The 26540-nt window shown below is 68.3% G+C and carries 20 protein-coding genes; all 20 read left to right on the top strand.

Annotated features, from left to right (window positions below; all coding sequences use genetic code 11):
• Positions 1–205: 205 nt before the first annotated feature.
• The 20 genes from CEY15_RS05605 (at position 206) to CEY15_RS05510 (ending at position 26512) form a co-directional block, all read left to right on the top strand.
• Positions 206–1345 (top strand): ABC transporter ATP-binding protein, encoded by a 1140-nt coding sequence (locus tag CEY15_RS05605; RefSeq protein ID WP_069389567.1) that lies wholly within the window; start codon positions 206–208, stop codon positions 1343–1345.
• The gene (locus CEY15_RS05600; RefSeq protein WP_069389566.1) at positions 1330–2160 is read left to right on the top strand and encodes an MlaE family ABC transporter permease; all 831 of its coding nucleotides are present in this window, start codon (positions 1330–1332) and stop codon (positions 2158–2160) included. The genes CEY15_RS05605 and CEY15_RS05600 overlap by 16 nt, the downstream gene beginning before the upstream one ends.
• Positions 2160–3017: an MlaE family ABC transporter permease gene (locus CEY15_RS05595; RefSeq protein ID WP_095717636.1), complete on the top strand. Its 858-nt coding sequence runs from the start codon at positions 2160–2162 to the stop codon at positions 3015–3017. Before CEY15_RS05600 ends, CEY15_RS05595 begins: the two co-directional genes overlap by 1 nt.
• On the top strand, positions 3014–4450 hold the full coding sequence (locus tag CEY15_RS05590; protein ID WP_007631816.1) for an MCE family protein: 1437 nt from the start codon (positions 3014–3016) through the stop codon (positions 4448–4450). Before CEY15_RS05595 ends, CEY15_RS05590 begins: the two co-directional genes overlap by 4 nt.
• The gene (locus tag CEY15_RS05585; RefSeq protein WP_007631817.1) at positions 4447–5538 is read left to right on the top strand and encodes an MCE family protein; all 1092 of its coding nucleotides are present in this window, start codon (positions 4447–4449) and stop codon (positions 5536–5538) included. The genes CEY15_RS05590 and CEY15_RS05585 overlap by 4 nt, the downstream gene beginning before the upstream one ends.
• A complete protein-coding gene (locus tag CEY15_RS05580; RefSeq protein WP_007631819.1) occupies positions 5535–6557 on the top strand; it encodes an MCE family protein in 1023 nt (340 codons plus the stop codon). Before CEY15_RS05585 ends, CEY15_RS05580 begins: the two co-directional genes overlap by 4 nt.
• Positions 6557–7786 (top strand): MCE family protein, encoded by a 1230-nt coding sequence (locus tag CEY15_RS05575; protein WP_095717635.1) that lies wholly within the window; start codon positions 6557–6559, stop codon positions 7784–7786. The genes CEY15_RS05580 and CEY15_RS05575 overlap by 1 nt, the downstream gene beginning before the upstream one ends.
• Positions 7783–9039 carry an MCE family protein gene (locus CEY15_RS05570; RefSeq protein ID WP_007631823.1) on the top strand — a complete coding sequence of 419 codons (1257 nt, stop codon included), beginning with the start codon at positions 7783–7785 and terminating at the stop codon, positions 9037–9039. The genes CEY15_RS05575 and CEY15_RS05570 overlap by 4 nt, the downstream gene beginning before the upstream one ends.
• Positions 9036–10280 carry an MCE family protein gene (locus CEY15_RS05565; protein ID WP_007631825.1) on the top strand — a complete coding sequence of 415 codons (1245 nt, stop codon included), beginning with the start codon at positions 9036–9038 and terminating at the stop codon, positions 10278–10280. Before CEY15_RS05570 ends, CEY15_RS05565 begins: the two co-directional genes overlap by 4 nt.
• A gap of 53 nt (positions 10281–10333) precedes the next feature.
• Positions 10334–10996 (top strand): hypothetical protein, encoded by a 663-nt coding sequence (locus CEY15_RS05560; protein WP_100086332.1) that lies wholly within the window; start codon positions 10334–10336, stop codon positions 10994–10996.
• 19 nt (positions 10997–11015) lie between these two features.
• A complete protein-coding gene (locus CEY15_RS05555; protein WP_067716801.1) occupies positions 11016–11660 on the top strand; it encodes a hypothetical protein in 645 nt (214 codons plus the stop codon).
• Between the two features lie 435 nt (positions 11661–12095).
• On the top strand, positions 12096–15602 hold the full coding sequence (locus CEY15_RS05550) for a DNA-directed RNA polymerase subunit beta (RefSeq protein ID WP_067716798.1): 3507 nt from the start codon (positions 12096–12098) through the stop codon (positions 15600–15602).
• A 124-nt stretch (positions 15603–15726) separates the two neighbouring features.
• A complete protein-coding gene (locus tag CEY15_RS05545) occupies positions 15727–19686 on the top strand; it encodes a DNA-directed RNA polymerase subunit beta' (RefSeq protein WP_095717634.1) in 3960 nt (1319 codons plus the stop codon).
• A gap of 199 nt (positions 19687–19885) precedes the next feature.
• The gene (locus CEY15_RS05540; protein ID WP_095717633.1) at positions 19886–21259 is read left to right on the top strand and encodes a glycosyltransferase family 4 protein; all 1374 of its coding nucleotides are present in this window, start codon (positions 19886–19888) and stop codon (positions 21257–21259) included.
• The gene (locus tag CEY15_RS05535; protein WP_095717632.1) at positions 21253–21972 is read left to right on the top strand and encodes a class I SAM-dependent methyltransferase; all 720 of its coding nucleotides are present in this window, start codon (positions 21253–21255) and stop codon (positions 21970–21972) included. The genes CEY15_RS05540 and CEY15_RS05535 overlap by 7 nt, the downstream gene beginning before the upstream one ends.
• A gap of 6 nt (positions 21973–21978) precedes the next feature.
• The gene (locus CEY15_RS05530; protein WP_095717631.1) at positions 21979–23112 is read left to right on the top strand and encodes a prenyltransferase; all 1134 of its coding nucleotides are present in this window, start codon (positions 21979–21981) and stop codon (positions 23110–23112) included.
• A gap of 74 nt (positions 23113–23186) precedes the next feature.
• Positions 23187–24044, top strand: a complete 858-nt coding sequence (locus tag CEY15_RS05525; RefSeq protein ID WP_095717630.1) for an LLM class F420-dependent oxidoreductase — start codon at positions 23187–23189, stop codon at positions 24042–24044.
• A gap of 79 nt (positions 24045–24123) precedes the next feature.
• Positions 24124–25023, top strand: coding sequence for an SDR family NAD(P)-dependent oxidoreductase (locus tag CEY15_RS05520; RefSeq protein WP_095717629.1), 900 nt, complete (start codon positions 24124–24126; stop codon positions 25021–25023).
• The gene (locus tag CEY15_RS05515; protein ID WP_095717628.1) at positions 25020–26054 is read left to right on the top strand and encodes a pirin family protein; all 1035 of its coding nucleotides are present in this window, start codon (positions 25020–25022) and stop codon (positions 26052–26054) included. The genes CEY15_RS05520 and CEY15_RS05515 overlap by 4 nt, the downstream gene beginning before the upstream one ends.
• A 2-nt stretch (positions 26055–26056) precedes the next feature.
• Positions 26057–26512, top strand: coding sequence for a carboxymuconolactone decarboxylase family protein (locus tag CEY15_RS05510; RefSeq protein WP_095717627.1), 456 nt, complete (start codon positions 26057–26059; stop codon positions 26510–26512).
• The last annotated feature ends 28 nt before the right edge of the window (positions 26513–26540 follow it).

The following is a 26540-nucleotide window of genomic DNA, read 5'->3' as shown; positions in this document are numbered from 1 at the left end:
CTACCGCTTCACCAGGGACGGCCCGGCGATATCGCCGGGCCGTCCCTGTCCTATTTGCGTTCCACTCGCCCGTTTCCTCACGCCCGCCTGCCCTCTGGCCGCGAAAACGAAACACTTTTCCACGGGATGTAACAAAGCATGCCTCCGGAGCGGTAGTTTATAGTGACCGTGGCCACAGATGATGGCTGCAGTGAGGAGTGGTGTCGTGGGCGCAGAGGTATCCGTCGAAGGTCTGACCAAGTCCTTCGGAACGCAGGCGATCTGGGAGGACGTCTCGTTCACCCTTCCCGTGGGAGAGGTCAGCGCGCTCCTGGGTCCGTCGGGCACAGGAAAGTCGGTTTTCCTCAAGTCGTTGATCGGCCTGCTCCGTCCAGAGCGCGGCAAGATCATCATCGACGGCACGGACATCCTCCAGTGCACCGTCAAGGAGCTCTACGAGATCCGCAAGCTCTTCGGCGTCCTGTTCCAGGACGGGGCGCTGTTCGGCTCCATGGACCTCTACGACAACGTGGCGTTCCCGTTGCGTGAGCACACCCGCAAGTCCGAGTCCGAGATCCGTAGCATCGTCATGGAGAAGCTCGAGCTCACCGGCCTCACAGGGGCCGAGGGCAAGCTCCCCGCCGAGATCTCCGGAGGGATGCGCAAACGCGCCGGCCTGGCCCGTGCGCTGGTCCTGGACCCGGAGATCATCCTGGTGGACGAGCCGGACTCGGGGCTCGATCCGGTCCGCACCACGTACCTGGCGCAGTCGCTCATCGACATCAACGCGCAGATCGACGCCACCATCCTCATCGTGACGCACAACATCAACCTCGCCCGGACCGTCCCGGACAACCTGGGCATGCTCTACCGCAAGAAGCTCGTGATGTTCGGTCCCCGCGAGGTGCTGCTCACGAGCGAGGAGCCCTCGGTCCGCCAGTTCCTGCGCGGTTCCAAGCTGGGACCGATCGGGATGTCCGAGGAGAAGGACGACGCGCAGATGCGCGAGGAGCAGGCACAGGCGGACGCCGGCCACAACGACGGGTCCCCGGGAGCCGACGAGGTCACGGGTGTCCCGCCACAGATGCAGCCCACCCCGGGCGGCCCCGAGCGCCGGGGTGAGATCCGCCGTGAGAAGCGTGTGGCCGAGATGCTGGACACCCTCCCCGAGGGCGCCCAGACCGCCATCCGCGAGGAGTGGGCGGCCCGCGGCCACGGTAACAGTAGGGTCACAGCGTCGGCGCCGGTCGACGCCACCACGGGCGCTGCGGGTGGCGGCAGTCAGCGGCTGTCGACGACCACTACGGGTCCTAATGGGTCCGAGGACGCCGGAGAGATCGGAGGAAAGGCATGGCGGAGGGCGTGAACCAGCAACCCGCGGTGAAGGCCGGTGTGTCGCCAGCAGATGTCGGCGGAGGTGTCCGGACTGCGGTGGGCGGCGCCGGTGCGGTCTTCCGACTGTTCCTCGAGGTGTTCAGAGGGGTCTTCAGGAGGCCGTTCCAGTTCCGAGAGTTCATCGAGCAGTCGTGGTTCATCGCGTCCGTGACGATCCTGCCGTCGGCACTGGTCGCGATCCCCTTCGGGGCGGTCGTGGCGATGCAGACGGGCTCGCTGGTCCAGCAGCTCGGGGCTGAGGCCTATACGGGAGCGACCGGCGTCCTCGCCGTCGTGCAGCAGGGCGCGCCGCTGGTGACCTCGCTGCTTATCGCGGGCGCCGCCGGGTCGGCGGTGGCCGCTGATCTGGGCGCCCGCTCCATCCGCGAGGAACTCGACGCGATGCGCGTCCTGGGGATCGACCCCATCCAACGACTCGTCGTCCCCCGGGTGCTCGGCATGATGCTCGTCGCGGTGCTCCTGAACGGGCTCGTCTCCATCGTCGGGATCTCCGGTGGTTACGTGTTCAACATCATGTTGCAGGGCGGCACCCCGGGTGCCTATCTGATGTCCTTCGGGGCCCTCGCCCAGTTGCCCGATTTCATCATGTCCTCGATCAAAGCGCTGATCTTCGGACTGATCGCCGGCGTCGTCGCCTCGTACTGCGGCATGAATCCCAAGGGCGGGCCGAAGGGGGTCGGCGACGCTGTAAACCTCGGCGTCGTCCTGACTTTCCTCCTGCTGTTCTTCGCCAACCTCATCCTCACGGCGATGTACCTGCAGATCGTTCCCCCGAAGGGGTCGTAATGGCGATCCATACTGATGTCGGACCCACGAGGGCCCGGCTGAGAGCCCTCGTCCGCGGCCCGATCAGCTCGTTCGATTCCCTGGGAGACCAGCTTGCGTTCCACCTGCGAGCGATTCGGTGGATCCCGCAGACGATCGTGCACTACCGGAAAGAGGTACTGCGGTTGATCGCGGAAGTGACCTTCGGCGTCGGCACCCTGGCGGTGCTCGGTGGAACCATCGGCGTCATCGTCATGATGAGCGGGTTCACCGGGGTCGTCGTCGGCCTGCAGGGGTACGCAGCCCTCGACCAGATCGGCAGCTCGGTCCTCACCGGCTTCCTGTCCGCCTACGTCAACACCCGTGAGGTCGCGCCCGTCGTGGCGTCACTCGCCCTGTCCGCAACCGTCGGCTGCGGTTTCACCGCCCAGCTCGGTGCCATGCGGATCTCCGAGGAGATCGACGCCTTGGAGGTCATGGCGATTCCGAGCGTGCCGTACCTCGTCACCACTCGGGTCATCGCCGGGTTCATCGCCGTCATTCCGCTCTACGTCGTGGGTCTGCTCTCGTCATACCTCGCCACGCGGGGAGTCAACACCATGATTCAAGGACAGTCCACAGGGTCGTTCGACCACTACTTCCATCTGTTCCTGCCTCCGGAAGACGTGATCTACTCCTTCATCAAGGTGATCATCTTCGCCTTCGTGCTGGTGATGATCCACTGCTACTACGGCTACACCGCGTCCGGGGGCCCGGCCGGCGTCGGCGTGGCGGTGGGGCGCGCTGTCCGCACCACGATCGTCGTGGTGGCGATCCTGAACTTCTTCGTCGGACTGGCACTTTGGGGCACGACCACGACGGTGCGGGTGGCGGGATGAACGAGCTCTCCGTACTCTCCAAGCGGTTGCTGGCCGCCCTTTTCATCATTATCGTCCTGGCGTTCGTCGGGACCACCATCGCGATCTACAACCGCGCCTTCACCGACTCGGACAGCGTCACCCTGTACACCGATGACATGGCCTTCGCGCTCCCCAACGACGCGGACGTCAAGGCGCGCGGTGTCCTCGTGGGCCGCGTCTCCGGGGTCGAACCCGACGGGGACCGGGTGCAGGTCAACATGGAGTTCGACCCGGCGTTCATGGAACAACTGCCGGCCAACGTCAGTGGCCGCCTGCTCCCCAAGACGTTGTTCGGTGAGCGGTTCGTCGACCTGGGGTTCCCCGATCAGCCCGTGGGGACGCTCGAACCGGGAGCGACCATCGAGCAGGACACCCGCGGCAACGCTCTCGAGTTGGGGCGCGTCCTCGACGGGCTACTGCCCGTTCTCGAGGCGGTCCCGCCGCAGAAGTTGGCCGGGACGCTCGGAGCGCTGAACCAGGCGCTCGCCGGGAAGGGTGACGAGATCGGCGCCAGCCTGGTCGAGATCGGACAGGTCTTCGACGGCATCAACCAGGAGCTGCCCGCTCTGGAAGCCGGGCTGGAGGATCTGGCGACCTTCTCCCAGACCTATTCCGAGGCGCTGCCTGATCTCATCAACGCCCTCGACGCACTGCGCACCACCGGGGACACGGTGATCCAGCGCCGCCCCGACATCGCCGACGGCATGCGGCGCATCAGCGAGTCGTCCGAGGTTCTCACCGGTTTCCTCGCCGCAAACCGCAACGACCTCATCGCCCTGGCGGCGGATTCGCGCACCACCCTGGAGTACCTGGCCGAGTACTCGCCGGCACTGCCGTGCTCGGTGGAGCTCTACATGATCGCACTGGAGCGGTCTGACGCCATCCTGGGCGTGGGCACCGAGCACCCCGGCATCCGGGTGACGGTCGAGGTCGCCAGTCCCAAGGGGCGTTACATACCCAACCAGGACGAACCGCGTTTGTTCGACACCCGCGGTGCCCGCTGTTACGACCCGGCGCAGGAGCCGTTCAACTTCGGGGTGGCCCCTGGCGGGGCGGTCGCCGACGGGAGCTATCAGGTCCCCACCCGCAACCCGGGGCCCGCGTTCGTACCGACCCTGCCCAACCCGCTTCTCCAGGACGGGCCGGTTCCCGCCATCCGTAGCCGTGGCTCGGTTCCCCCGGCTCCCGGCCAGGCGGTGCCCGAGCAGCCCAACATGCCGTTCCCGTCGACCGTGACCGCGGGCCAGGGCGCCGATGTGATGGCTATGGCCTACGCCGGCTCTCCGCTGGAGACCGACACCGTCCGCACCGTGCTGGGGGTCGCTTCCTCGCGCGACGCGGAGGAGATCCCCGCCTGGATCGGCGGGATCGGCGCCCCAGCGCTGCGCGGAACGGAGGTGGGTTTTCGATGAACGCCAAACTCAAGGCGCTGTTCCGTGGCGGCCTGCTGGGGTCATTCGTCAAGCTGGCGGTCTTCATCGTGGTCACCGCGCTGCTCAGCACGGTCCTCGCAGTGACCATCCGGGGCGGCACCCGGGCGGAAGGTACGGGGTACTCTGCGATCTTCTCCGACGTGACAATGCTGGAGGAGGGCGACGACGTCCGGATAGCCGGCGTCGTGGTGGGCCAGATCACCGGGATGGAGATCCACGACCGCGACCGGGCGAAGGTGGACTTCACGCTGGCCGGCGACCGCACCCTGCCGGCCAACGTGCACCTGGCGCTGCGGTTCCGCAACATGATCGGCCAGCGGTACATGAACATCTCGCGGGAACCCGGGCCGGTCCAATCGACCCTGCAGGAAGGGACCACGATCGGTATCGAGAACACCTCGCCCGCGGTCGATCTCACGGCGCTGTTCAACGGCTTCCGGCCGCTCTTCACGACCCTGCAGCCGGAGGACGTCAACGCGCTCGCGGACTCGCTGGTTCGGGTATTGCAGGGGGAGGGCGGAACGGTGACGAGCCTGGTCCGCCAGACCGGTGAGCTGACCAACCACCTGGCCGATCGGGATCAGGTGATCGGCGAGGTCATCGACAACCTCACCCGGGTCCTCGAGACGATCAACGAGCGGGACGTGCAGTTCCAACAGCTCGTCGTGACCACCAGGCAACTCGTCGAGGGACTCGCCGACGAGCGGGACGCGATCGGTAGTTCGCTCGACTCGATGGCGGACCTGACTTCGTCAGCGGAGAACATCGTCACTGCCACGCGGCCCGCCGTCACCGAGTCGCTCGACCACCTCAAGTTGGTCACCGACGACCTCACGGCTAACCGCGACAAGCTCAGCGAGGTTCTCATCAATCTGCCGCGCAAGACCGACGGCCTCATCAGGATGGGTTCGTTCGGGTCCTGGTTCCAGTTCTATCTCTGTGGCGTCGACGTGGTGCACGGCCCGGGCACCGACGTGCCCAACCTGCTTCCGAGCGGTGGCCCCACGATCAATCATCCGGTGTACACGAACGTCGCGCCTCGGTGCCACGCAGGGGGAATCCCATGAGCAAGCGCAGGCCGGGTGAGCCCCGGTTCAGTAACGCCACCGTCGGAGCGATCGGGGTCCTGGTGATCCTCGCCCTCACCGCCGTGTCGTTCAGGCTCGACGCGCTACCGATCGTGGGGGCGGGGCCCAAATACACGGCCTACTTCTCCGAGGCCGCCGGGCTGGCGGGTGGCAGCGAGGTCCGCGTGGCCGGCGTCAAGGTGGGCGTCGTGACCGACGTGGCGCTCGAAGGCGACAAGGTGGCCGTGGGCTTCCGGGCAAAGGACGCCTGGCTGGGGGACGACACCCGGGCGAGCATCCAGCTCAAGACCGTGCTCGGCCAGAAGTACCTCGCGCTCACGCCGGCGGGAACCGGGGAACTCGAAACGGCGGAGCCGATCCCGCTCGAGCGCACGGTGGCTCCGTACGACGTGGTCACAGCATTCTCCTCCGCCGCCGAGACGCTCGGCGAGATCGATGACGCCAAACTGGCCGAGAGCCTGGTCACGCTCACCGACACCATGCAGGCGTCGCCCGAGGAGTTCCGGGGCGCGGTCGACGGTATGGCGCGTCTGTCGCAGACCGTCTCCAGCCGGGACGCTGAATTGCGGAGGCTACTCGAGGCGACGCGCACGAGCTCTCAGATCGTGGCCGACCGCAATGACGACTTCCGGCGCCTGATCATCGGCACCGGACAGCTGCTAGGTGAACTCAACGAGCGCGCCGAGAGCCTCAAGCTGGTGTTGGCCTCCACGCGCGGACTGTCGATCGAGCTCCGCCGGTTCGTCGCGGAGAACGAGGCCGAGTTCAAGCCGACCCTGGATAGTCTCGACTCCGCCCTGGCCGTGCTGACCGACCACGAGGAAGAGCTGAGGGCGTCCATCCACAACCTCGGGCCCTTCTATCGGCTGTACTCCAATATGCTGGGCACGGGCAGATGGTTCGATGGCGTGATCACCAACCTCCTCCCGCCGGGTATCCCCGAACCGCCCTTCTATCCCGGCGCCCGCGCGCCCGCAAGACAGAGTGGGATCAACTGATGCGCAAGAAGCTGCCGTACCCGCTCGTCGGGCTGTTGCTCGTCGTCGTCGTGGCCGCCGTGACCGTGGGCTACCTCGCCGTCACCAGCCTCGGACGCACTACCATCACCGCCACCTTTTCGACAGCCGTCGGAATATCCGAGGGCTCCGATGTCCGGATCCTGGGGGTGACGGTGGGTTCCGTCGACAAGGTGACCCCCATGGGGGAGACCGTCGAGGTCGAGCTCCACGTCCGCCGGGGCGTGGACGTCCCGGCGGACGCCAAGGCGATCCAGGTGACGCCCTCGGTCGTCCCGGACCGCAACGTCCAACTACTGCCCGCCTACTCGGGTGGCCCCAAGATGGAATCGGGAGCGCACATCCCCCTCGAGCGGACGGCGACACCGGTCGAGGTGGACGAGCTCTACGCCTCGGTGGAGGGCCTGACCGATGCTCTCGGTCCGGAGGGCGCCAACAAGGACGGCGCGCTCGACCGGTTCGTCACCGCGTCCGCGGATACGCTCGGAGGCAATGGTGCCGCACTCGGGCGGTCGATCGACGAGTTGTCGCAGGCCGCGACGACGTTGGCGGACTCGAGTCAGGACATCAGCGAGACCGTGGTCAATCTCCAGTCGTTCGTCACGATGCTCGCGCAGAACGACGCCCAGGTGAGGCAGTTCAACTCCCAGATGTCGAGCTTCAACCAGACCGTCGCCGGTCAGCGCGAGGACCTCCAGGGGGCCCTGGCCGAACTGAGCTATGCGCTCGCGGATGTCGCGCGCCTCGTGCGGGACAACCAGGACGTGATCCGCAGCAATGCGGACCGCTTGGTGAGGCTCAGTCAGATCACCGCCGACCAGAGGGACGACATCGAGGAGATCCTTAAGTTGGCTCCGCTGGGTCTGACCAACCTCGTCGGCGCCTACGATTCCGAGTCTGGGACGGTGTCCTTGCGTCTCAACATCCCGGAGTTGCAGGACCCGGCCGGCGTCCTGTGCCAGCTCATGAGGCTCGGCCGCCTCAATCCCGGGGACCAGATGCTGGCCGAGCTCGACAACATCCGGCGCGCGGATATCGAGGCCTGCGAGGCTCTCGCGCCACAGCGCAACGCCGATCTACGCGCGTCCAACCCGGACCTGCCGTTGGGCATCCTCGCGGGCGAGATGAATCAGTCCATCCCGGTTCCCGGGACGGTCCAGGGCAATCGCGGGTGGCCGATGACGCCCGCCTCGGAAGGGGGCCGGGGATGATCAGGCCGACCATGCCCGTACTCGGTCGCACCGCCCGCGCGGTCGGTGCCAGCGCGCTCGTGGCCGCGCTCGCGGCGGGGTGCTCGATGAATCTGGAGGACTACACCCTGCCGGGTGGCGCGGACCTGGGGGAGAACCCCATGCACGTGGCCGTCCGCTTCGACGATGTGTTGGATCTGGTCCTGCAGTCTTCGGTCAAGGTCAATGGTCTGGACGCCGGCCGCGTGTCCGGTATCTCGCTGGCGGAGGACGGGTGGACTGCAGAGGTGGACATCGTCGTCCGCGGCGACATGGGGCTGCCCGCCAACGTCGAGGCCTCGATCCAGCAGACCAATCTCCTTGGCGAGAAGTTCGTGCAGCTCAGCCCGCCGGAGGACGAGCCGCCCACCGGAGAGCTGTCCAGCGGTGACGTCATCGCCACCTCGGACACCCGCACGGCCACCGACATCGAGCAGGTTCTCGGCGCGCTGTCGCTGTTGCTCAACGGCGGCGGCGTGGACCAGCTGCAGCCGATCGTGGCCGAACTGCGCAAGGCCACCGACGGCCGCGAAGAGGATCTCACCCGGACCCTGCGATCGGCGGACGAACTCATCGGGGGGCTCAACCGGCAGCGCGACAGCATCACGGAAGCCCTCGAGGGCGTGAACCTCATGACGTCGCGGGCCAACGACCAGCGCCAGCAGATCGAGGCGGCGCTCGACCAGCTGCCCGCCGGGGTGGCGGTGCTCGAGGAGCAGCGCTCGCAGTTCGTGGAGATGCTGCGCCGGGTCGACGCGCTGGGCCAGGTCGGCTCGGACATCCTGCTCACCAGTAGGGAGGACCTCATCGCCGACCTGCGGGCGCTGCGCCCGGTCCTGCAGTACCTCGGCGAGACCACTCCAGAACTCATCGAACTGCTCGGTTTCGTCCCCACCCTCCCCTTCCCGGACTCGTCTATCCCGGCGACCGTCGGCGGTGCGGCCAATCTGTTCCTTTCCGTGGACGCGACGATCTCTGAGACGCTCCGGAATCTGGGGGCTAACCAGGGCGAACCGGTGGTTCTCCGTCCGACCACCACGAGCGGGCCCTACGTCGTGGACCCGCAGAACCCCTGGGTCGGCGACAACGGCCCCGACCGGCGGACGACCATCGTGTTGCCGCTCCTGCCGGTCCCGCCGGTCATGGACCGGGCGGTGGTGCCCAAGCCCGCACCAGGAATTTCGGAGTTCTCCGAGAACTACCTGCCCGAACCAGGGGAGCCAGGATACCGATGACCAAGACACTCAGGAACCAGCTCATCGCCTTCTGTGTGATCGCGGCGGTCGGGATCACCTACGTTGGCGCCAACTACGTGCGCCTGCCTTCGCTGTTCGGGATCGGCCAGTACCAGGTCTATCTGGACCTGCCCGAGACCGGCGGGGTGTTCACCAACGCGGCCGTCAACTACCGCGGCACGGCGATCGGACGGGTGGGGGAGCTCTCGCTCACCGACGACGGTGTGCGCGTCGAGCTCGACCTCGACTCGAGCGCCCCCGACATCCCGGCGGACACCGAGGCCGTGGTCGCCAACCGCTCCGCCATCGGAGAGCAATACGTGGACCTGCGACCCAACAGCAACTCGGCGCCGTATCTCGAGGACGGGGACACGGTCTCCGCCGGCCGCGAAGCGCTGCCGGTACCCGTCGAGAACCTGTTGGCCTCCGTCGACGACCTTTCCCGATCGGTCCCCCTGGACGACCTTGAGGTGACCGTCGACGAACTCGGCAAGGCTTTCCAGGGCAGGGGGCCCCAGCTGGAGCGGCTCTCGGACTCCCTCATCCGGATTTCCGAGTCCGGTATCCGCACCATGCCGCAGTTGCAGACGCTGATCCGCGACGGGGCGACCGTCCTGGAGACGCAGGCCGACCAGTCCGGCGAGATCGTCAGCTTCTCCCGGGATCTGAGGACGGTCACCGAGGCCTTGCGCGACTCGGACTCCGACCTGGAACGGCTGATCACCACGGGACCGGAGTTCGCCGATGAGACCCGCTACCTGGTGGAGAACTCCGGCGACCCGCTGTCCGGAACCGTGCGGAACCTGTCGGCGACCATGAAGACGGTCGATCCACTGGCGCCGTCGTTCAAGGTGCTCCTGCAGCTGTTGCCGGCACTGGCTGCCGGCGCATTGACCGTGGCTCCGGGAGATGGAACCATCCACTTCGGTCTGTCGCTCGAGACGAATAACCCCCCACCGTGTACCCAAGGGTACGAAGGTACGTGGGAGATCATCGAGCAAATGGAGGCGCAGGACCCGTCCTTCGACTGGCAGGAACAGGACTTCCCGCCCAACTACGATGCGCAGTGCACCGTGCCGTTCGGCAGCCCCACCGGCGTCCGCAGTGCCGATCGGATGGAATATGCGCACCCGGACGTGCCGCAGCCGTGGGACACCAAGCCCAAGATCGACCCCGACAAGGCCAACCTGTCCGTGGCCGCCACGCAGCTCGCGGTGCTGCAGGGGCTGATCCCCCGGTGACCGCGCAACCGGGCGGCGACTCGGCGGACGGCGGGTCCGGTAGTGTCGCCGCCATGAGTTCGCAGGGAACGGACGGGGGCGCGCGCCGCCCCGGGGTGGTGGGGACCGTACCGAGATGGCTGGCGGTCCTCGCGGCGATCATCCTCGTGGCGGGCCTGGCGACGCTGGTGGTCTTCGGGGTGCGTTACGCCGAGGCGCGGTCGGCACAGGAGGTGGCGTCCGAGCGCGAGGCGGCCTCCGATGTCGCCGCCCAGGTGATCGTCAACGCGTTCAGCTTCGACCACCGGAACGTCGACGACTCGCTCGAGCAGCTGGCAGAGGCCTCGACCGGTGAGTTCCTCACCGAGCAGGAGCAGTATGCCGACGACGTGCGGACGCGCGTGGTGGAGCAGAAGGCGGTCACCACGGCCACGGTCTCGCACACCGCCGTGGAGACCCTGGACCTCGAGGCCGGCGACGCGGCCGTCCTGGTGGTGTTCACCGCCCACTCCGAGCGGGAGGGCCAGGATGACATCACCGGTCGGCAGGCGATGCGCGTGGATCTGACGCGAGAGGACGACACCTGGAAGGCCGACGCGGTCAACCAGGTGGGCGTGACGGTCCCGGTGGGCGAGTCCAGCCAGTCCGTGCAGGAGCTCAACGGGCCGGAGGAACAGGACGACCCGGCCACCGAGGAGGAGTCGACCCCCGCGCCGACCACCTCCGCCGGACGATGACGAAGGACGACAGTCGCTGATGCCACCGATCAAGAGGACACAGAAGCCGGTCACTCCGGCGCCCCGTAGGCGGCTGGCCGGACACGGCGGTCAGACCCGACCCGAGGGCGGCACCGGAACCGGAACCGGAACCGGGACGGATCGCGGGGAGCGGCATGCCGGCCGTCGGCCCGGCGGTCGCACGATCGCGTACTCCGCCATAGCGGTGGGGCTGGTCGCCGGGGCCGTCGGCACGTTCTTGGCGACGGAACCCGGGGTCGACGTGGACAACCGGGCGTTCGTCGACCGCGAGGCCACCGAGGAGGTCCTCTCGGCGGCGACGACCAACGTCCAGCGGCTCGTGGCGATCGACCACGAGACCCTCGACGAGTACCACGATTCCCTGGGTGAGTTCCTCACCCCGGAACTCGTGAACGAGCTCGACGAGAACTGGCCCGCGTTGCGTGACAGCTACGAGCAGTCCGCGACGAGCGTCGACGCAGAGGTCCGCGAGGCCGGTCTCGCCTACCTGCAGGGCGACAAGGCCGAGGTGTTGCTGGTCCAGGATGTGTCGATGACCAGGGACGGCGCGGCTGCGGGAAGTACCAGCGGCACCTATCTCGTCGGTCTGGACAAGATCGACGGCGTGTGGAAACTGTCGAGGATCCCGGATCTGCCCTCCTGACGAGGACTGGTCGGGAACCGATCCGGCAACCGACCGTGCCAGATCCTTGACGAAAGTGCTTTCACCCGTCACCCTTTAGGGGCATCGGGCGAGTGCCGTAGAGGTTGAGTGCGACACGGTCCGGGTGCGACGTCCCGACCGGGGGCCGATGAGGCGAGAGCCACGAGGGCAACCAGCGCAGAGACGGACGCCGCACCACGCACGTGACCAGCCTCCGGGGGACACTCCGTTGAAGGCTGGACTTTGTCGCCGCCTTCCGCTAGATTAGGTCGTTGCGCTGGCTGCTATTTGCCCTCCCGTCCGTCCGTGACGGCTCACTCCCGGTTCCACCGGGTGCTTTCCGAGCCCTCGATATCGCGGCGGACCTGGGCGGATACCCGTCGGCGGACCGCTCGCAGATACATCTGTGGTCACCGCCCGTGGTGATCACGTGAGGTGCTGGAAGGACCCATCTTGGCAGTCTCCCGCCAGACCACGTCAGTCTCCACCGTTCCCGGTGCGCCCCGGAGGGTTTCGTTCGCGAAACTCTCCGAGCCGTTGCCGGTCCCGGGGCTGCTCGACCTCCAGACGGAGTCGTTCGAGTGGTTCATCGGCTCGGAGGAGTGGCAAGAGAGGGCCGCCTCGCGCGGTACCACGAACCTCGAGGGAGGCCTGGAGTCCATCCTCAAGGAGATCTCCCCGATCGAGGACTTCTCCGGATCAATGTCGCTCTCGTTCTCGGAGCCCTACTTCGAAGAGGTCAAGGCGTCCCTCGAGGACTGCCGCGAAAAGGATCGCACCTACGAGGCGCCCCTGTTCGTCACGGCCGAGTTCGAGAACACCGAGACCGGTGAGATCAAGTCCCAGACGGTCTTCATGGGTGATTTCCCCATGATGACCGACAAGGGCACGTTCATCATCAACGGCACCGAGCGGGTCGTCGTCTCCCAGCTCGTCCGGTCGCCGGGCGTGTACTTCGATCGCTCGCGTGACAAGTCCACGGAGAGGGACGTCCACTCCGTCAAGGTCATCCCGTCGCGTGGCGCGTGGCTCGAGTTCGACGTCGACAAGCGCGACACCGTCGGCGTCCGCATCGACCGCAAGCGTCGCCAGTCGGTCACCGTCCTGCTCAAGGCCCTCGGGTGGACGACCACCGAGATCAAGGAGCGTTACGGCTTCTCGGAGATCATGATGTCCACGCTCGAGAAGGACACGGTCGAGGACACCGACCAGGCCCTGCTCGAGATCTACCGCAAGCTGCGCCCGGGCGAGCCGCCGACCCGCGAGTCCGCGGAGGCGCTCCTGGAGAACCTGTTCTTTAAGGAGAAGCGCTACGACCTGGCCCGCGTCGGTCGTTACAAGGTCAACCGCAAGCTCGGTCTGCCCGACCCCGAGGGTGACGCCACCACGACGCTCACCCGCGAGGACATCGCCGCCACCATCGAGTACCTCGTGCGCCTCCACGCGGGCGAGGAGTCGATGCAGGTGGCCGGTGGCCGCGAGGTGCCGGTCGAGGTCGACGACATCGACCACTTCGGCAACCGTCGTCTGCGTACCGTCGGCGAGCTCATCCAGAACCAGGTCCGCGTCGGCCTGTCCCGCATGGAGCGTGTCGTCCGCGAGCGCATGACCACACAGGACTCCGAGGCGATCACCCCGCAGTCGCTGATCAACATCCGGCCCATCACGGCGGCGCTCAAGGAGTTCTTCGGAACCTCCCAGATGTCGCAGTTCATGGACCAGAACAACCCGCTGTCGGGTCTGACCCACAAGCGTCGTCTGTCCGCGTTGGGCCCCGGTGGTCTGTCGCGTGAGCGCGCCGGGCTCGAGGTCCGCGACGTGCACGCCTCGCACTACGGCCGCATGTGCCCGATCGAGACCCCCGAGGGTCCGAACATCGGTCTGATCGGTTCGCTCTCGGTGTACGCGCGGGTCAACCCGTTCGGTTTCATCGAGACCCCGTACCGCCGCGTCTACGAGGGCGTCGTCACCGATCAGGTGGACTACCTCACCGCCGACGAGGAGGACCGCTACGTCGTCGCGCAGGCCAACTCGGAGATCGACGCCGACGGCCGCTTCGTCGAGGACCGCATCCTCGTGCGCAAGAAGCACGGTGATGTCGAGATGGTCGAGCCGGGCGATGTCGACTACATGGACGTCTCGCCGCGACAGATGGTCTCCGTGGCCACCGCGATGATCCCGTTCCTCGAGCACGATGACGCCAACCGTGCCCTGATGGGCGCGAACATGCAGCGGCAGTCCGTGCCGCTCGTGCGTTCCGAGGCGCCGCTCGTCGGCACCGGCATGGAGCTGCGCGCGGCCGTGGACGCCGGCGACGTGGTCGTCAACACCGCCCCGGGCATGGTGGAGGAGGTCTCGGCCGACTTCATCACCGTGATGGACGACGACGGCGGGCGTCAGACCTACCGCCTGTCGAAGTTCGCGCGCTCGAACCAGGGCACCTGCTCCAACCAGCGTCCGATCGTCGACGAGGGTGACCGCGTCGAGGTCGGCCAGGTCCTGGCCGACGGCCCCTGCACCGAGAACGGCGAGATGGCGCTGGGCAAGAACCTGCTCGTCGCGATCATGCCGTGGGAGGGCCACAACTACGAGGACGCGATCATCCTCTCGCAGCGCCTGGTGGAGGAGGACGTGCTCACGTCCATCCACATCGAGGAGCACGAGATCGACGCCCGCGACACCAAGCTGGGCGCCGAGGAGATCACCAGGGACATCCCCAACGTCTCCGACGAGGTCCTGGCGGACCTCGACGACCGCGGCATCGTGCGCATCGGCGCCGAGGTCCGTGACGGCGACGTCCTCGTCGGCAAGGTCACCCCGAAGGGTGAGACCGAGCTGACCCCGGAAGAGCGCCTGCTGCGCGCCATCTTCGGGGAGAAGGCGCGCGAGGTGCGCGACACCTCGCTCAAGGTGCCCCACGGTGAGTCCGGCAAGGTCATCGGCGTCCGCGTCTTCTCTCGGGACGACGACGACGACCTGCCCCCCGGCGTCAACGAGCTGGTGCGCGTGTACGTCGCGCAGAAGCGCAAGATCCAGGACGGCGACAAGCTCGCCGGTCGACACGGCAACAAGGGCGTCATCGGCAAGATCCTCCCCGCCGAGGACATGCCGTTCATGCCCGACGGCACGCCGGTGGACATCATCCTCAACACGCACGGCGTCCCGCGTCGTATGAACATCGGTCAGATCATGGAGACCCACCTCGGCTGGCTGGCCAAGGCCGGCTGGGAGGTCCCGCGTGAGGCGGACGGCTCCCTGCCCGACTGGGCGACCAAGCTGCCGGAGGAGATCCACAGCGTCGAGGCCGGCACCAACACGGCCACGCCCGTCTTCGACGGCGCGGCGGACACGGAGATCACCGGTCTGCTCGGCTGCACCCTGCCGAACCGTGACGGCGAGCGCATGGTGCAGGCCGACGGCAAGGCGACCCTCTTCGACGGTCGGTCGGGTGAGCCCTTCCCGTACCCGGTGTCCGTGGGGTACATGTACATCCTCAAGCTGCACCACCTGGTGGACGACAAGATCCACGCCCGCTCCACGGGTCCGTACTCGATGATCACCCAGCAGCCGCTCGGCGGTAAGGCCCAGTTCGGTGGCCAGCGATTCGGTGAGATGGAGTGCTGGGCGATGCAGGCCTACGGCGCGGCGTACACGCTGCAGGAGCTGCTGACGATCAAGTCCGACGACGTCGTGGGCCGCGTGAAGGTCTACGAGGCGATCGTCAAGGGCGAGAACATCCCGGAGCCGGGTATCCCGGAGTCCTTCAAGGTGCTTCTCAAGGAGCTGCAGTCGCTGTGCCTCAACGTGGAGGTGCTCTCCAGCGACGGCCAGGCTGTCTCCCTGGGTGAGGGCGACGACGACGATCTCGACCGCACCGCCGCGAACCTGGGGATCAACCTCTCGCGCGACGAGTCCTCGGCGGCCGACGAGCTGGCGCAGTAAGTAGGCGGGCGGGCGGCAGCCCTGTCGCCCGCCCCGCACCCGAAGAATTCAGTTCCACCACGGCGGGCCCCCGGCCCCACCCCGCGAGGGCCCGCCATCATCCCACCCGGGAAAGGACGCCTACGTGCAGGACGTCAACTACTTCGACGAGCTGGTCATCAGCCTCGCGACGGCCGAGGACATCCGTAACTGGTCCTACGGCGAGGTCAAGAAGCCGGAGACCATCAACTACCGCACCCTCAAGCCGGAGAAGGAGGGCCTGTTCTGCGAGAAGATCTTCGGCCCCACGCGGGACTGGGAGTGCTACTGCGGCAAGTACAAGCGCGTGCGCTTCAAGGGGATCATCTGTGAGCGCTGCGGCGTCGAGGTGACCCGTGCCAAGGTCCGCCGCGAGCGCATGGGCCACATCGAGCTGGCCGCGCCCGTCACCCACATCTGGTACTTCAAGGGCGTCCCGTCGCGCCTGGGTTACCTGCTGGACCTGGCGCCCAAGGACCTCGACAAGATCATCTACTTCGCCGCCTACGTCATCACCGGCGTCGACACCGAGCTGCGTCACAACGAGCTCAGCACCCTCGAGGCCCAGGTCCTCGAGGAGCGCAAGATCATCGAGGACGAGCGGGACTCCGACATCGAGGCCCGCGCGCGGAAGCTCGAAGCCGATCTCGCCGAGCTCGAGGCCGAGGGTGCCAAGGCCGACCAGCGCCGCAAGGTGAAGGACGGCGGCGAGAAGGAGATGAAGAAGATCCGCGAGTCGGCCCAGCGCGAGCTGGACCGTCTCGACGAGATCTGGACCACCTTCACCAAGCTCGACGTCAACCAGATCATCGTCGACGAGGGCATCTACCGCGAGCTCGAGGACCGTTTCGGCGAGTACTTCGAGGGCGGCATGGGCGCCGAGGCGATCCAGGCGCTGCTGCTGAACTTCGACCTGGCCGCCGAGGCCGAGTCGCTGCGGGAGATCATCCGCAACGGCAAGGGTCAGAAGAAGATCCGCGCCCTGAAGCGCCTCAAGGTCGTCTCCGCGTTCCTGCAGTCGGGCAACCACCCGGCCGCGATGGTCCTCGGGGCCGTCCCGGTGATCCCACCGGAGCTGCGTCCGATGGTCCAGCTCGACGGTGGCCGCTTCGCCACCTCGGACCTCAACGACCTCTACCGTCGGGTGATCAACCGCAACAACCGCCTCAAGCGGCTGATGGATCTCGGCGCCCCCGAGATCATCGTCAACAACGAGAAGCGGATGCTGCAGGAGTCCGTCGACGCGCTGTTCGACAACGGCCGGCGTGGCCGGCCCGTCACGGGCCCGGGCAACCGCCCGCTCAAGTCGCTCTCGGATCTGCTCAAGGGCAAGCAGGGCCGGTTCCGTCAGAACCTGCTCGGCAAGCGCGTCGACTACTCCGGTCGTTCCGTGATCGTCGTGGGCCCACAGCTGCAGCTGCACCAGTGTGGTCTGCCCAAGCTGATGGCGCTCGAGCTGTTCAAGCCCTTCGTCATGAAGCGTCTGGTGGACCTCAACCACGCGCAGAACATCAAGTCCGCCAAGCGCATGGTCGAGCGTCAGCGCGACCAGGTGTGGGACGTGCTCGAAGAGGTCATCGCCGAACACCCGGTGATGCTCAACCGTGCGCCCACGCTGCACCGCCTCGGCATCCAGGCGTTCGAGCCGCAGCTCGTCGAGGGCAAGGCCATCCAGCTGCACCCGCTCGTGTGTGAGGCCTTCAACGCCGACTTCGACGGTGACCAGATGGCCGTGCACCTCCCGCTGTCCGCGGAGGCGCAGGCCGAGGCGCGCATCCTCATGCTCGCCTCGAACAACATCCTGTCGCCGGCGTCGGGTCGTCCGCTCGCCATGCCGCGTCTGGACATGGTGACCGGCCTGTACTACCTCACCCGTCTGGACGAGGGTGCGACCGGCTCGTACGTCCCGGCCTCCGAGGACACCCCCGCCGTGGGCGTGTACTCGACGCCGTCGGAGGCCATCATGGCCGTCGACCTCGGCGTGCTGGACATCCACGCCCCGATCCAGGTCCGACTGACGCACCAGCGTCCGTCGACCGACGTCGAGGCCGAGCAGTTCCCCGAGGGCTGGACGCAGGGCCAGGAGTGGCTGACCGTGACCACCCTCGGTCGCGTGATGTTCAACGAACTGCTCCCGGCGGACTACCCGTTCGTCAACGAGCAGATGCCCAAGAAGCGTCAGGCCGTCATCATCAACGACCTGGCCGAGCGCTACCCGATGATCGTCGTGGCGCAGACGGTGGACAAGCTCAAGGACACCGGTTTCTACTGGGCCACCCGCTCGGGTGTCACCATCGCCATGTCCGACGTGCTGGTCCCGCCGGCCAAGAAGGAGATCCTCGCCTCGTACGACGCCAAGGCGGCTCGCCTCGAGTCGCAGTTCGGCCTGGGCAAGATCACCGACGAGGAGCGCAAGAGCGACCTGGTCAAGCTCTGGCAGGAGGCCACCGACGAGATCGGTCAGGCCATGGAGGCCAACTACCCGGACTCCAACCCCATCCCGACGATCGTCAAGTCGGGCGCGGCGGGCAACATGACCCAGATCCGCTCGCTCGCGGGCATGAAGGGCCTGGTGACGCGTCCGAACGGCGAGTTCATCCCGCAGCCCATCAAGTCCTCCTTCCGCGAGGGCCTGACCGTGCTCGAGTACTTCATGAACACGCACGGTGCGCGCAAGGGTCTGGCCGACACGGCGCTCCGCACGGCCGACTCGGGCTACCTCACGCGTCGTCTCGTCGACGTCTCGCAGGACGTCATCGTCCGCGAGACGGACTGTGGGACGAGCAAGGGCATCGAGACGATCATCGCCCGCCGCGAGGTGGACGCGCACGGGGTCGAGACCGGAGCCCTCTCGCGGGACGAGCACGTCGAGACCTCGACGTTCGCGCGCACCCTCGCGGAGGACGCGGTCGACGCCTCCGGAGCGGTCATCGTGGCCGCCGGCACCGACCTCGGCGACCCGACGATCGAGGCACTCATCGCGGCCGGAGTGGAGAAGGTGAAGGTCCGCTCGGTCCTCACCTGCACCACGGGCACGGGCGTCTGCGCCACCTGCTACGGCCGGTCCATGGCGACCGGTCTGCTGGTCGACATCGGCGAGGCCGTCGGCATCGTCGCCGCCCAGTCCATCGGTGAGCCGGGCACCCAGCTGACCATGCGCACGTTCCACCAGGGTGGCGTCGGTGACGACATCACCGGCGGTCTGCCGCGTGTGCAGGAGCTCTTCGAGGCCCGGGTACCCAAGGGCAAGGCCCCGATCGCCGAGGAGGCGGGCCGCATCCGCCTCGAGGAGGAGGAGCGCTTCTACACCATCACGATCGTGCCGGACAACGGCGCGGACGAGATCGTGTACGAGAAGCTGTCCAAGCGTCAGGGACTCGCGCACATCACCCTCGATGACGGGTCCTCCCGCCCGATCGTCGACGGCGACCACCTCGACCGCGGGCAGCCGCTGCTCGAGGGGCCGGCCGACCCGCACGAGGTTCTGGCCATCCTGGGCCCGAACGGCGTCCAGAAGTTCCTCGTCGACGAGGTGCAGAAGGTCTACCGCGCGCAGGGCGTGTCGATCCACGACAAGCACCTCGAGGTGATCGTCCGCCAGATGATGCGTCGCGTCGCGATCAACGAGTCCAACAGCACCGAGTTCCTGCCCGGTGCCCTGGTCGAGCGCGCCGAGCTCACCGCGGAGAACCGTCGCGTCCTCACCGAGGGCGGCTCGCCGGCCTCGGCGCGACCGGTCCTCATGGGTATCACCAAGGCCTCGCTCGCCACGGACTCGTGGTTGTCGGCGGCCTCCTTCCAGGAGACCACCCGCGTGCTCACGGACGCCGCCATCAACCGGCGTTCGGACAGGCTCGTGGGCCTCAAGGAGAACGTCATCATCGGTAAGCTCATCCCGGCGGGTACCGGCATCAACCGGTACCGGAACTCGACGGTCGAGCCCACCGAGGAGGCCCGCGCGGCGGCCTACTCCATCCCGGATTACGGGGATGGGTTCTACGGTCCCGAGGACGGATTCGGCGACGCCACCGGCGCGTCGGTCCGCCTGGACGACCTGGGGTACTGAGCCGACCCCACCGGCGGCCATTCGGCCGGCACGCACCACCACCGGACCCCCGGACGCCCCGAGCGCCCGGGGGTCCGGTGCGTCGGCCCCGGCCGTGTCGTCGCTGGCCGCGAACGTGTTCTAGACTTGCTCGATGTGCCCTGAGCCGCCGCGGTCCTCGCGGTGGACCGGGGCCGGATGACGGAAGGGGGCATTGGCCGTGCGCATCGCACTGCTCTCGTACAGGAGCAAGCCACACGGTGGCGGGCAGGGCGTCTACGTCCGACACCTCAGCCGCGAGTTGGCTGCGCTGGGTCACACCGTGGAGGTGTTCTCCGGTCAGCCGTACCCCGAGCTCGACCCGGGTCCGTCGCTCACCAGGGTCCCGAGTCTGGACCTGTACAACGACGCCGATCCGTTCCGCACGCCGCACCCCCGGGAGATCCGCGACCGGATCGACCTGCTCGAGGTGGTCACCATGTGGACCGCCGGCTTCCCCGAGCCACGCACTTTCAGCCTCCGCGCGGCCCGGGCCCTCACTCCGCGACTCGCCGACTTCGACGTGGTGCACGACAACCAGTGCCTGGGCAGCGGCCTGCTGACGCTCGAGGAGGCCGGGTTCCCGGTGGTCGCCACGGTGCACCACCCCATCACCCGGGATCGCGACCTCGCCATGAAAGAGGCCCCGCTGCGCAAGAAGCTCACCACCTGGCGCTGGTTCGGTTTCCTCGGCATGCAGATCCGCGTGTCCCGGAAGCTGGAAGAGATCATCACCGTCTCCAGCAACTCCGCCGAGGACATCGCGTCGGATTTCGGGGTGGATCCGGAGCGGATCGTGACGATCCCGCTCGGGGTGGACACCGACCGGTTCCACGATCGACGCGACCGCGAGTCCGGGCGCCTGGTGTGTGTGGCCAGCGCCGACCAGCCGCTCAAGGGCGTCCCGGTGTTGCTGCGCGCACTGGCGAAGGTCCGGCAGGAGCACCCGGGGGTGCGGTTGACGCTGGTCTCCAAGCTCAAGCGCAAGGGGGAGGCCTCGAGGCTGCTGGACTCCCTGGGGTTGCGAGACGCGGTCGACCTGGTGTCGGGCGTCGACGACGACGAGCTGGCCGAGCTCGTGGGCACCGCCGAGATCTCGGTCGTGCCGAGCATGTACGAGGGCTTCTCGCTGCCCGCGGTCGAGGCCATGTCCAGCGGCTGCGCGTTGATCGCCAGCCGCGCGGGGGCGCTCCCGGAGGTCGTCGGCACCGACGACACGGCCGCCCGGCTCGTCGAGCCCGGCGACGTCGACGACCTCGCCCGCCAGATCAGCGAGCTGTTGTCCGACCCGCTCGAGCGACGACGCCTGTCGCAGGGCGGACGGCAGCGGGTGATGGAGCGCTACAGCTGGGCGGCCGTGGCGCGCAGGACCGTCGAGGTCTATGAGACGGCGATAGCCAGGGTCCGGGGCGAGACGCTCCCGGACCTCACCGCCGGTCCGGTCATCGGGCCGGACCAGGCAGAGATAGACGAGCACGTCACCGACGACGTGCCCGAGGTGCTCCCCGGGGCCGGGGAGTACGACATCCGTGAGCAGGAGGACGCCGCATGCTGACCGCCGACTTCGATCGTCTGGGGGTCATCCCCGGCATGCGAGCCATCGACGTGGGAGCCGGCCTCGGCCGGCACACCTTCGAGCTCTACCGCCGCGGGGCCGATGTCACCGCCTTCGATCAGAACGCCGACGAGATGCGTCAGGTGACCGAGATGCTCGCCGCGATGGAGGCCGAGGGTGAGGGCCTGCCCACCTCCAAGGGGGAGGCCGTGACCGGGGACGCGCTCGACATGCCCTACGAGGACGGCACCTTCGACCTGGTGCTCATCTCCGAGGTGCTCGAGCACGTCCCGGAGGACACCAGGGCGATCGCCGAGCTCGTGCGGATCCTCAAGCCGGGTGGCGTCGCCGCCGTCACCGTGCCGCGCGAGTGGCCGGAGAAGCTATGCTGGAAGCTCTCGGACGCCTACCACTCGAACCCCGGCGGCCACTGCCGCATCTACACCGCCGAGGAGCTGGGCTACAAGCTCCGCGCCGCGGGCCTGGAGGTCACCGGCACCGGCTTCGCGCACGCGCTGCACGCCCCCTACTGGTGGCTCAAGTGCGCGGTGGGCACGGAGAACGACGACCACCCGCTGCCCAGGGCCTATCACAAGCTCCTGGTGTGGGACCTGATGAAGGGGCCCTGGGTCACCAGGACCGCCGAGAAGGTGCTCAACCCGGTGATGGGCAAGTCCATCGTGTTCTACCTCCGCAAGCCCGCGGAGGCCTGATCGTCAGTGCTCACCTCCAACACCGCAGTAGACCGGTCCCGTCCCGTCCCCAGCGTCCCGGGGGTGCTCGACGCCGACGCGGCGCGGGCCACCGGTGAGTGGATCGCCTCCGTGCAGCGTCCGAGCGGAGAGATCCCGTGGTTCACGGGCGGGCACACCGACCCGTGGGACCACGTGGAGTCGGCCATGGGGCTGACGGTGGCCGGGCAGTGGGAGGCCGCGGAGAAGGCGTACGGGTTCCTCCTCGACACCCAGCGGGCCGACGGCTCGTGGCCGGTGAGGTGGCAGGACGGGGTCATCGTCGACGCGGACACGGACTCCAACTTCTGCGCCTACGTCGCGGTCGGGGTGTGGCACCACCACCTGGTCACCGGGAAGCCGGGATTCCTCGAGTCCATGTGGCCGACGGTGCGCAGGGCGCTGGACCTGGTCCTGACATTTCAGGGCCCGGAGGGTCAGATGTGGTGGGGCGCCGGGGAGGAGGGCTTCTGCGAGGAGGCCCTGATCACCGGATGCTCGAGTGTCCACCACGCTCTACGGTGTGGCGTTGCGATCGCCGAGGAACTCGGGGAGACGGCCCCGGACTGGGACGCCGCCGCGGACTCCCTCGGGCACGCCCTGCGGGCGCACCCCGAGCTGTTCACCCCCAAGGACGAGTTCTCCATGGACTGGTACTACCCCGTCCTCGGCGGGGTGATGGTGGGGGAGCAGGCGCAGCAGCGGCTGGACTCCCTGTGGGACCGGTTCGTCGTCGACGGGCTGGGGATCCGGTGCGTGGACCACCGGCCGTGGGTGACCGGCGCCGAGACGTGCGAACTCGTGCTGGCCCTCGAGGCGGCGGGTCGGCACGACCAGGCCCTCGAGCAGTTCACCAACATGCAGCACCTGCGGGACACCGACGGCTCCTACTGGACCGGGTTGGTGTTCGCGGACGGCAAGCGCTGGCCGGTGGAGCTGAGCACGTGGACGGGTGCGGTCATGCTGCTCGCGGCGGATGCGCTGTCGCGCACCACGCCGGGCAACGAGATCTTCCGCTACGTCTCGGACCACACCATGCAGCGGTTGCAGAGCGCCCCGGGCGATCCGGCCGACTGCACCCCGGGCGAGGAGTGCCCGCCGATCCCGGCCACGGTGCGCTAGTCTGACGGAAACCGCCGCTGGACACCTGTCTGGTCAGGTGTCGGCCGGCGGCCCCGACGGCACGAGGAGCGCCCATGCAATTCGGACTCACCCTGTTCACGAGTGATCGGGGGATCCGGCCGACGGTGGCCGCGGTGGCCGCGGAGAAGGCGGGGTTCTCGGCGTTCTATGTACCCGAGCACACCCACATCCCGATCCGGCGCGAGGCCGCGCACCCGGGCACCGGCGGGGCCGAGCTGCCCGACGAGCGCTACAGCCGCACGCTCGACCCCTGGGTCACGCTCGCCGCGGTCTCCTCGGTCACCTCGACGATCCGCCTCGGCACGGCCGTCGCGATCCCGGTCGAGAGCGACCCCATCACCCTGGCCAAGACCATCGCCTCGGTCGACCACCTCTCGGGCGGCCGCACGGTACTCGGGGTGGGGTACGGCTGGAACCTCGACGAGATGGCCGACCACAACGTCCCGCCGAAGCTGCGCCGTACCATGCTGCGCGAGTACCTCGAGGCCATGCGCGAGCTGTGGAGTCGGGAGGAGGCCGAGTACCACGGGCGGTTCGTGGACTTCGGCCCCAGCTGGGCCTGGCCCAAGACCGTTCAGTCCGGCGGACCCCGCACGCTCGTCGGTGCGGCGGGAAACGAGAAGAACTTCAAATGGATCTGCCGCAGTGCCGACGGGTGGATGAGCACTCCCATCTCCCAGGACATCGCGGGGAGCGTCCGGCAGTTGCGGGAGTTGTGGGCGGAGGCCGGCCGGGAGGGGGAGCCGTACATCGTGGTGCTCGACGGCAAGCCGGTCCCCGAGAAGATCGAGATGTACCGGGAGTTGGGGGTGCACGAGCTGGTCTACGGCACACCGGACAGGTCCGAGGAGGAGGTACTGGCCTACATCGACCGTTTGGCCGGCAAACTCGGACTGCACGTCGGCGCCTGACGCAAGGCGGGGTCCGATTCGCCGGTTCCCGCGCCCGAGCCCCTCACGGCGGCCCCGCCGCGCCGGTACCGTCGGCGGTATGACCTCCGCCACCGCCTCCGGCACCCCCGTCGTCGTCATCACCGGAGCCGGGGGCGGCCTCGGTGCCGCCACGGCCGCGCTCTACGCCGCCCGCGGGTGGCACGTGGTCGCCGCCGACCTCAGCGCACCACCGGGCGGCGTCGGGATCACGCCCGCGGCGGTCGACGTGACCGACACCGTGTCACTCGAGGCGCTCGCCGACCGGGTCCGCGCGGACCACGGCCGTCTCGACGCGCTGATCACCTTCGCCGGGATCCTGGGGATCGGACCGCTCGCCGAGACCGACCCCGACCGGGTCCAGCAGGTGCTGGACGTGAACGTCATGGGGACCGTCCGGACGGTCCACGCGATGTTCGACCTGCTCCGCGCCAGTAGCGGACGCGTGGTCCTCATCAGCTCGGAGACCGGGCCCCAACACGCGATGCCGATGAACGGCGCCTACGCCATGAGCAAGCACGCGATCGAGGCCTACGGTGACTCGCTCCGGCGCGAACTCATGTTCCTCGGCCTGGACGTGGTGCTCATCCAACCGGGCCCGTTCCGCACGGGGATGACCGCCTCGATCCGGCGCCGCTTCCAGGAGTCCACGCTCCCGGGTTCCCCCTTCGCCGCCATGGCCGCCGTGATGGGCGAGATGGCGGCGGGGGAGGACGACAAGGCGGCCGATCCCCGCGTCCTCGCGGAGGCCGTGTGGACCGCCGGCACCACAGCCCGTCCCCGCCACCGCTACGCCGTGAAGTGGGACCTCGGCCGCAGGCTCCTGGACCACCTGCCGGTCCCGGTCGTGGACAGGGCGCTCACCCTGGCCCTGGGCGGCAAGATCGCCGACAGACGACTCGAGATGCGGCGCGAGGCGGCCGACACCCTCAGCGCCGCCGACGCGGAGGTGCGGCCGTGAGCAACCTCGACGCACATCCGGAGGAGATCGAGTGCGAGGCCGGCGGATCGCCCGGTGGACCCGAACCCGGGGGCGCCGCGGTGGAGATCATCACCTGCCGTGACGTCCCGCTGGGCGGTCCGCGTGCGATGACGGTCAGGCGGACGCTGCCCCAGCGGCAGCGCTCCCTCATCGGGGCCTGGTGCTTCGTCGACCACTACGGCCCGGACGACGTCTCGGCCACCGGCGGGATGGACGTGCCCTCGCATCCGCACACCGGTCTCCAGACCGTCAGCTGGCTTTTCGAGGGCGCGGTGACCCATCACGACTCGGGGGACAACCACGCGGTGGTCCGGCCCGGCGAGGTCAACCTCATGACCTCCGGGGCGGGTATCTGCCACACCGAGGTCTCGACCCAGGACACCGGAGTCCTGCACGGCGTGCAGCTGTGGACCGCGCTGCCCGAGAGGGACCGCGGGAGCACCGGCCGCCGATTCGAGCACCATGTCCCCGAGACGGTGGAGTACGAGGGCGGATCCGCCCTGGTCTTCATCGGGTCGCTGCTGGGCTCGTCGTCCTCCGTCACGACCTTCACCCCGCTCCTGGGCGCGGAGCTCCGGCTGGACCCCGGCGCCCGGCTCACCCTCGACGTGGACCCGGAGTTCGAACACGGGCTCCTGGTGGACACCGGCGACATCACCCTCGAGGGCGTGACCGTCGAACCCGCCCAGCTGGGCTACACAGGTGTCGGCGAGGCCACCCTGACGATCGACAACACCGGATCCACCCCGGCGCGCATGATCCTCATCGGTGGCACCCCGTTCGGCGAGGAGATCGTGATGTGGTGGAACTTCATCGGTCGCAGCCACGAGGAGATCGCCCGTTACCGGCAGGAGTGGGAGGACGCCTCGGACCGCTTCGGCCGGGTCGACGGCTACATCGGGCGGAACCCCGACGGGCTCACCCGCCTCCCCGCGCCCACGCTTCCCGGCAGCGTCCTCAGGCCGAGGGCGAACCCGGCCGCGCGGGCACAGGCCGGGGAGGAGGTCTGATCATGGGCGTCCCGCAGCTGGACCGTGCCCAGCGTGAGGTCTACAAGCAGCTCGTCCGCACCGCGGTCGCCTCCCGGGAGGCCTCCACCGGGGCCGGGCTAGAGGAGTCGCTGCTCGAGCTGGTCAACATCCGTGTCTCGCAGCTCAACGGGTGCGCGGCCTGCCTGGCCACGCACGTCCCGGCCGCGCGCAAGGCGGGGGTGTCGCAGGAGCGACTGGACCTGCTCCCGGCGTGGCGGGACATCGAGGAGTTCGGCGATCCCGAGCGGGCCGCTCTCCGCCTGGCGGAGTCGCTCACGCGCCTGGACAGCGTCGACGAGCGCGAGGCGGCCACCTCCGCCGCCGCCGAGCACTTCGACGAGGGCCAGCTCTCCGCGCTGGAGTGGTCGATCGTGATGATCAACGCGTTCAACCGGGTCTCGATCGCGAGCGGCCACCGGGTGCCGATCGACGACTGAGCCCGGGCCCCGCCACCCGGCCCCGAGA

It is taken from the genome of Dietzia natronolimnaea, assembly GCF_002289575.1.
Classification (GTDB): Bacteria; Actinomycetota; Actinomycetes; order Mycobacteriales; family Mycobacteriaceae; genus Dietzia; species Dietzia natronolimnaea_A.
Note: the sequence above shows the minus strand (reverse complement) of the source record. Positions and strands in the feature narration are given on the sequence as shown.

Excerpts from the sequence above, each read along its gene's own strand:
- CEY15_RS05600 (WP_069389566.1), top strand. The coding sequence starts at position 1,330 with ATGGCGGAGGGCGTGAACCAGCAACCCGCGGTGAAGGCCGGTGTGTCG.
- CEY15_RS05595 (WP_095717636.1), top strand. The coding sequence starts at position 2,160 with ATGGCGATCCATACTGATGTCGGACCCACGAGGGCCCGGCTGAGAGCC.
- CEY15_RS05590 (WP_007631816.1), top strand. The coding sequence starts at position 3,014 with ATGAACGAGCTCTCCGTACTCTCCAAGCGGTTGCTGGCCGCCCTTTTC.
- CEY15_RS05585 (WP_007631817.1), top strand. The coding sequence starts at position 4,447 with ATGAACGCCAAACTCAAGGCGCTGTTCCGTGGCGGCCTGCTGGGGTCA.
- CEY15_RS05580 (WP_007631819.1), top strand. The coding sequence starts at position 5,535 with ATGAGCAAGCGCAGGCCGGGTGAGCCCCGGTTCAGTAACGCCACCGTC.
- CEY15_RS05575 (WP_095717635.1), top strand. The coding sequence starts at position 6,557 with ATGCGCAAGAAGCTGCCGTACCCGCTCGTCGGGCTGTTGCTCGTCGTC.
- CEY15_RS05570 (WP_007631823.1), top strand. The coding sequence starts at position 7,783 with ATGATCAGGCCGACCATGCCCGTACTCGGTCGCACCGCCCGCGCGGTC.
- CEY15_RS05565 (WP_007631825.1), top strand. The coding sequence starts at position 9,036 with ATGACCAAGACACTCAGGAACCAGCTCATCGCCTTCTGTGTGATCGCG.
- CEY15_RS05560 (WP_100086332.1), top strand. The coding sequence starts at position 10,334 with ATGAGTTCGCAGGGAACGGACGGGGGCGCGCGCCGCCCCGGGGTGGTG.
- CEY15_RS05555 (WP_067716801.1), top strand. The coding sequence starts at position 11,016 with ATGCCACCGATCAAGAGGACACAGAAGCCGGTCACTCCGGCGCCCCGT.
- CEY15_RS05535 (WP_095717632.1), top strand. The coding sequence starts at position 21,253 with ATGCTGACCGCCGACTTCGATCGTCTGGGGGTCATCCCCGGCATGCGA.
- CEY15_RS05525 (WP_095717630.1), top strand. The coding sequence starts at position 23,187 with ATGCAATTCGGACTCACCCTGTTCACGAGTGATCGGGGGATCCGGCCG.
- CEY15_RS05520 (WP_095717629.1), top strand. The coding sequence starts at position 24,124 with ATGACCTCCGCCACCGCCTCCGGCACCCCCGTCGTCGTCATCACCGGA.
- CEY15_RS05510 (WP_095717627.1), top strand. The coding sequence starts at position 26,057 with ATGGGCGTCCCGCAGCTGGACCGTGCCCAGCGTGAGGTCTACAAGCAG.